Genomic DNA, 6,845 nt, shown 5'->3' with positions numbered 1-6,845 from the left:
GCGGCCGCCTTTCCGGTGTGGTCCGCGCTGGGGCCGGGCGAGCGCCGCGCGCTGCTGACGAAGGCCGCGCACGCGCTCGAAGCGAAGGCCGACGCGTTCGCCGCCGCGATGGCCGCCGAAACCGGCGCCTCGGGCATCTGGGCCGGCTTCAACGTGCACCTCGCGGCGGCGGGGCTGATCGAGGCGGCCGCGCTCACGACGCAGATCGCCGGCGAACTGATTCCGTCCGACGTGCCCGGCAGTCTCGCGATGGGCGTGCGCCAGCCGGCCGGCGTCGTGCTCGGCATCGCGCCGTGGAATGCGCCGGTGATTCTCGCGGTCCGCGCGATCGCCTTGCCGCTCGCCTGCGGCAACACGGTCGTGCTGAAGGGCTCGGAGATTTGCCCCGCGACGCACGGGCTCATCATCGAGGCGATGCAGGAAGCGGGGTTGCCGCGCGGCACCGTGAACTTCGTGACCAACGCACCGGCCGACGCCGCGCGCATCGTCGAGGCGATGATCGAGCATCCGCGCGTGCGCCGCGTGAATTTCACGGGCTCGACGCGCGTGGGGCGCATCGTCGCCGAAACCTGCGCGCGTCATCTGAAGCCGTCCGTGCTCGAACTCGGCGGCAAGGCGCCGCTCGTCGTGCTCGACGATGCGGACCTCGGCGCGGCGGTCGATGCGGCGGTGTTCGGCGCATTCGCGAATTCCGGGCAGATCTGCATGTCGACCGAGCGCATCATCGTCGACACCCGCATTGCCGATGCGTTCGTCGCTCAGCTCGCCGCGCGTGCGCGCGCCTTGCCGCTCGGCGATCCGCGCAAGGGCCCGGTCGTGCTCGGCTCGGTGGTCGATATGAGCACCGTCGAGCGCTGCAACGCGCTGATCGACGATGCGCTCGCTAAAGGCGCGACGCTCGTGTGCGGCGGCAGGAGCGAGACCACACTGATGCCCGCCACGCTGCTCGACCATGTGACGCCGGCCATGCGCATCTATCGCGACGAATCGTTCGGCCCCGTCAAGGCGATCGTGCGCGTGGACGGCGAAGCGGCCGCCATCGCCTGCGCGAACGACAACGAATACGGGCTCTCGGCGGCGGTGTTCAGCCGCGACACGGCGCGCGCGCTCAATGTGGCGAAGCGCATCGAGTCGGGCATCTGTCATGTGAACGGCCCGACCGTGCACGACGAAGCGCAGATGCCGTTCGGCGGCGTGAAGGCAAGCGGCTTCGGCCACTTCGGCGGCAAGGCGGGCATCGCCGAATTCACCGACCTGCGCTGGGTCACGCTGCAAACGGCGCCGCGTCACTATCCGTTCTGAGTGCGACGACGACCGCAAAAAATCGCCACGCAAAATCGCTGAGCGCGCACTTGTGCATTCAAGCTGCGCGCTCAGCCTGCACGTTTAATCAGGCCACTCAGCTCCCCTGAATAAACTCCGGCAACGGGCGCGAGTTCGGCGTCGGATTGCCGTTCGCATTGGTTGGCAAACGCTGCGTCTGGAACGCGGTGAACAGCGCGGCAAAGCCATCGGCGCGCTGAATGATGACCGCGCCGTCCTGGAACGCGCCATTCTCCTTGTAGTGCTTGCCGGGCGGATTGCCCTGATTCATGTGGGTTTCGTGCAGACCGTCTTTCTTCGGCAGGAACAGGAAGCCGAACCCGTAGACCACGATGCCCGCCGTGGTCGGCGTCCAGAAATCGCGGTTGTGCAATTGCCCGCTGCCGTTGTCGTACGGAAGGCTTTCCGGCGTCTGGGTTTCGTCGATGCTTAGAACCTCGTTGATGATGTCGTTGACATCGGAGCGATTGCCGTCTTCATCTTCGTAAGGAACCGGCCGCATCCGATGGATGTCGAGCAGGCTGCTGTCCTGCCAGTAGTCGAGCCGCGGAAAACCGCTCGTGTACAGACCCGGATCGAGCCCCTGCAATTTCGCGGTCAGCGGGTCGTCGAAGTTCAGATCGGCATAGAAATACACGTCGTCGCTGCCATTGGGGGCAGGGTCGGTCGAGGCCGAATTCACGACGAGATTGAATGGCTTGTTGTCGTTGCCCGACACGGTAATCACATAGTGCGGACTCCCGACATAGGTGTCCTTGAAAGGCGCCGCGCGCAGCAGCGTTCCTTTGAACATGCAGTATTCGTTCATGGCTGAAGAACCTTGCTGAAGTTGAGCGGCAAGCATAAGGCGACGCCGAACGATAAACAAGCGCATCCGGTGTCACACGCCTGCAACGTTTATCGAGGCTAGATGAGGCCTTCGTGATCGCGGGAGCGTAAGTGGAGAAGGGCGCGCGCAAGGGTGCGATGAAACGCGCACGCCGGTGCTTTTATCCGGACTCCACGACGTTATCCGAACCCGTTATCCGAACCGAGAGATGCCAGTCGAATAGCACGGAGGGTGGGTGAAAGCGATTGCCTTTTCGAACAACGATATTGCGGTCATTGCATGGACCCTGGGCGGCAAGCTGAAGGACTGTCTCGGCTTCGCCATTTCCCGCATCGACGTACAGACCGGAACGGAAACGCCGCTTCCCGCGATGGCGACGTTCAAGGGGCAGGCGGCCGGCGCGGGGCGCACCACGTTCGTGGACCCGGTGCAGAAGTTCTTCTGGAAGGACGTCACCGCGATTCGCGGCCGTACCTACCGCTACCGGATCGTGCCGATGGGCGGCACGCCCGGCAATCTGAAACCGTTGCCCTATGGTCCGCTGCTGTCGAATCAGATTCAGCTGACGGCCGACTACGGCGCGCTGTCGGTCTATTTCAATCGCGGCATTCTCGCGACGCAATCCACCGCGAGCGTGCTCGAAGCGACGCCGGGCGGCGGCAAGCTCGTCGACAAGCTGCAGAAGCATATCTACACGATCGGCGATCCGCTTCGCAACGATCTGGCCGGCGAGATGATCGAGGCGCTGACCACGCTGCCGAAAGAAGCCGCGCAAACGGGCGGCACCTTGCAGTGCGCGTTCTACGAGCTCGACGATCCCGAAGTGATTGCGTGTCTGAAGCCCTTGCAGCGCTCGTTGAATCTGATTCTCTCGAACATGCCGGGCAAGGACGCGAACGGTCAGAAAACCAACGACGTCTATTCGGCCGAGCGCGCCGACATGAAAGCGGCGGGCGTCAAGGTGACCGACCGCTTCATGGCGAGCAATCATATCGGTCACAACAAGTTTCAGGTGCTGCTGCAAGACGGCAAACCGACGGCCGCTCTGTTCGGCTCGACCAACGTGACCGCGCATGGCCTGTGCGCGCAGACCAACAACACGATCATCGCCCGCTCGCCGGCGGTGGCGAATGCTTATAGCGGCTACTGGACGCGCCTGAAGAAAGATACCCTGGCGCCGGGTCCCAAGGTAACCGGGCCGCAGGCCAAGCCCCTGCGTTCCGCCGATGCGAGCGGCCCCGTCACGATCGATCTCGAAGACGGCAGCGGCACCCTCGACATCTGGTTCTCGCCGAACACGCCGAAGGCGAGAGCGAGCAAACCGCCGGCCGATGAAGCGTGTCCGCCCGATCTGCAGGAACTGTTCGATCTGATCGGCAAGGCACGGCAGTCGATTATTTTTCTCGTGTTCGAGCCCGGTTATCCGAGCATCGTCGATGCGATCGCGGCCGCGCAAAAGGCGCGCCCCACGCTGTTCGTGCGCGGCGCCGTCACGGCGGCGAACGCGGCCGGCGAATTCTATGCGGCGCTTCACGATGGCCAGGTGCCCGTGAAAGCACCTAAAAAAGGCGACTCGCCGCTGCCCGAGGATTTCCGTGTGATTCATACGGCGGGCGTGACCAAGGGCGATGCGTTCTCGCAATGGAAGCAGGAGTTGAACAAGGCGGGCAATGCGGTCGTGCATGACAAGATCGTCGTCATCGATCCGTTCACGGATAACTGCATCGTCGCAACGGGCAGTCACAACGATGGTTACAAGGCCTCGTACAACAACGACGAGAACCTGAACATCATCAAGGGACACCGCGCCGCGGCCGAGGCTTATGCCGCGCATTGCCTCGACGTCTACGATCATTACGCGTGGCGCTACTGGCTCGAAAAGCGCAAGGAAAAAGCGTGGCATTTCCTCGCCTCGGACGACACGTGGCAGGACGCCTATTTCGCCGCCGACAACACGGTGAAGTCGGCCGAACTCGCCTTCTGGCTCAGCGCGACGCCGAAGTCCGAGGCGATGCCGACACCGCATGCGGAAAGCTCCACGCGCAGACGGCCGGCGCTGCAACTGCTGACGGGCGGTTTGTCGCCGGCGGTCGGGCCGCATGCGTCGAAGCCCGCGCCGCGCCGGAAAGCCTCGGCAAAGTGAAACGCGGCGAGGCCGTCGATTGCGCTCGATGCGGTTGCGTTGTCGATCTTTCTGCGTGACGCTGCCGGCAGGCCGGTGACCGAGCGCTAACCGAACTGCCCGGGTGTTCCGTATCGCGGCCCGCTAAACGAAATTTCCGTGGCAGGCGAGTTTCGTGCAGTGGCGAACGACATCGAGCGAATCCGCGCCGCGCTCACTTCACGCGGCGCGGGCCACTACGCTCAGGCCGGCTGGCGCAGCGTTTTCGCGGCCGCCACCATGTTGGTCAGCGCGGGAATCACTTCGGCCCACGCGCGCGTTTTCAGGCCACAGTCCGGATTGACCCACAGGCGCCCGGCCGGAATGCGCTCGGCGGCCTTCTTCATCAGGTTCACGATATGCTCCTCGCTCGGAATGTTCGGCGAGTGAATGTCGTACACGCCCGGGCCGATTTCATTCGGATACCTGAAGTCGTCGAAGGCATCGAGCAGCTCCATGTCGGAGCGCGAGGTTTCGATCGTGATGACGTCCGCATCCATCTCGGCGATCGACGCGATGATGTCGTTGAACTCCGAATAGCACATATGCGTATGGATCTGCGTTTCGTCCCGCACGCCGTTCGCGGTGATGCGGAACGATTCCACGGCCCATTGCAGGTACTCGCTCCATTGCGCGCGACGCAGCGGCAGCCCTTCGCGCAGCGCCGCTTCGTCGATCTGGATCACGCGCACGCCGGCCTTTTCGAGGTCCAGCACTTCTTCGCGGATCGCCAGCGCAAGCTGATGGCACGATACCGAACGCGGCTGGTCATCGCGCACGAACGACCAGTTCAGGATCGTCACGGGGCCGGTCAGCATGCCCTTCATCGGCTTCGTCGTTTGCGACTGCGCGTAGCGGATCCACTCGACGGTCATCGCCTTCGGGCGGCTGATGTCGCCGAACAGGATCGGCGGCTTCACGCAGCGCGAACCGTACGACTGCACCCAGCCGAACTGGCTGAACGCATAGCCGTCCAGCTGCTCGCCGAAGTATTCGACCATGTCGTTGCGTTCCGCTTCGCCGTGCACGAGCACGTCGAGACCGAGCGCTTCCTGCTCCTTCACGGCACGCGTGATTTCCCGCTCCATCGCGGCCTTGTAGCCGGCCTGATCGAGTGCGCCCGCCTTGAACTGGCTGCGTGCGTGACGGATTTCGCTGGTCTGCGGGAACGAGCCGATCGTCGTGGTCGGGAAGGCGGGCAGGTTGAGAATCGCGGACTGCTTTTGCGCGCGTTGCGGATAGGCGCTCGCGCGCTTGCCGAGCGACGCATCGATGCGCGCGATGGCGGCCTTGACGGCGGGGTTGTGTACGCGCGGCGAGGTGCGGCGGCTCTCGATGGCCTTCGCGTTGGCGGCGAGCGCATCGGCGACCGAGGCGCGGCCGTGGTTCAGCGCGCCGGCCAGCACGCTCAGTTCGTCGAGCTTTTGCAGCGCGAACGCGAGCCACGATCTGATTTCGGCGTCGAGCTTCTGCTCGCTGTTCAGATCGACCGGGGTGTGCAGCAACGAGCACGACGGTGCGATCCACAGCCGCTCGCCGAGCGTGCGATGCAGCGGTTCGAGCCATTCCAGCGCGGCGCTCAAATCGGTCTTCCAGATGTTGCGGCCATTGATTGCGCCGACCGAGACGACCGAGGTCGCGGGCAATTGCGCCACGGCCTTGACGATTTCATCGCGCGCGTTGATCGCATCGATATGCAGGCCGTCGACGGGCAGCTTGCAGGCGAGTTCGAGGTTGTCCTGCAACTGGCCGAAGTAGGTGGCGAGCAGCAGTTTGACGCGGCGCTCCGACAACGCTTCGTACGCCGTACGGAACGCCTGGCACCACGTCGCATCGAGTTCCGTCACGAGCACCGGCTCGTCGATCTGCACCCACTCGATGCCCTGTGCCGTGAAGTAGTCGAGCAGGGCGGCGTAGACGGGCAAGAGGCGCGGCAGCAGCGCGAGCTTGTCGGAGTCGTCCTTCGCTTTGCCGAGCCACAGATAGGTGACCGGACCGACGATCACGGGCTTCGCATTCACGCCGAGCGCGCGGGCCTGGTTGAGCTGTTCGAGCAGACGCGACGGGTCGAGCGAGAACTGCGTGTTCGCATCGAACTCGGGGACGATGTAGTGATAGTTCGTATCGAACCACTTCGTCATTTCACCGGCGGCCACGCCGCCACAGCATCCGCCGTGATCTTCGGCGCTTTGCGCCGAGCGGCCGCGCGCGACGCGGAAGTAGTTGTCGAGCGTGTCGCCGTGGAAACCGCGCACGCGTTCGGGCAGGTTGCCGAGCGTGAAGCTCATGTCGAGCACCTGGTCGTAAAACGCGAAATCGCCGACGGGCACGAAATCCAGACGCGCCTGGTCTTGCCAGTGACGCTCGCGAAGCTGCGCGCCCACGGCTTTCAGTTCGTCGCGCGACGATTCGTTTTTCCAGTATTTTTCGAGGGCGAATTTCAGTTCGCGTTGCGCGCCGATGCGCGGAAAACCGAGGTTGTGCGTAGTGACCATGTTGCGTGTGCCGTTCAAAGGAGAAGTAACTGGCAGC

General features: G+C 64.0%; 4 protein-coding genes. 2 read left to right on the top strand and 2 right to left on the bottom strand.

Going from position 1 to position 6,845, the window contains the following annotated elements:
* On the top strand, nucleotides 1–1,302 hold a 1,302-nt coding region (locus F3J20_RS29300), incomplete at its 5' end, for an aldehyde dehydrogenase (RefSeq protein ID WP_167285598.1).
* 97 nt (nucleotides 1,303–1,399) lie between these two features.
* Here F3J20_RS29300 and F3J20_RS29295 read toward each other — a convergent pair.
* A complete protein-coding gene (locus tag F3J20_RS29295; RefSeq protein ID WP_167285597.1) occupies nucleotides 1,400–2,131 on the bottom strand; it encodes a YukJ family protein in 732 nt (243 codons plus the stop codon).
* Between the two features lie 256 nt (nucleotides 2,132–2,387).
* Between F3J20_RS29295 and F3J20_RS29290 the strand changes: the two genes are divergently transcribed.
* Nucleotides 2,388–4,295 carry a hypothetical protein gene (locus tag F3J20_RS29290; RefSeq protein WP_167285596.1) on the top strand — a complete coding sequence of 636 codons (1,908 nt, stop codon included), beginning with the start codon at nucleotides 2,388–2,390 and terminating at the stop codon, nucleotides 4,293–4,295.
* Nucleotides 4,296–4,516: 221 nt separating this feature from the next.
* Here the strand turns inward: F3J20_RS29290 and metE are convergent, their stop codons facing one another.
* Complete coding sequence (metE, locus tag F3J20_RS29285; RefSeq protein ID WP_167285595.1) at nucleotides 4,517–6,808, bottom strand: 5-methyltetrahydropteroyltriglutamate--homocysteine S-methyltransferase; 2,292 nt, start codon at nucleotides 6,806–6,808, stop codon at nucleotides 4,517–4,519.
* Nucleotides 6,809–6,845 lie beyond the last annotated feature (37 nt).

It is taken from the genome of Paraburkholderia sp. Cy-641, assembly GCF_011752945.1.
In the GTDB taxonomy this organism is placed as follows: Bacteria; Pseudomonadota; Gammaproteobacteria; order Burkholderiales; family Burkholderiaceae; genus Paraburkholderia.
This window is presented reverse-complemented; position numbering and strand designations above follow the sequence as displayed.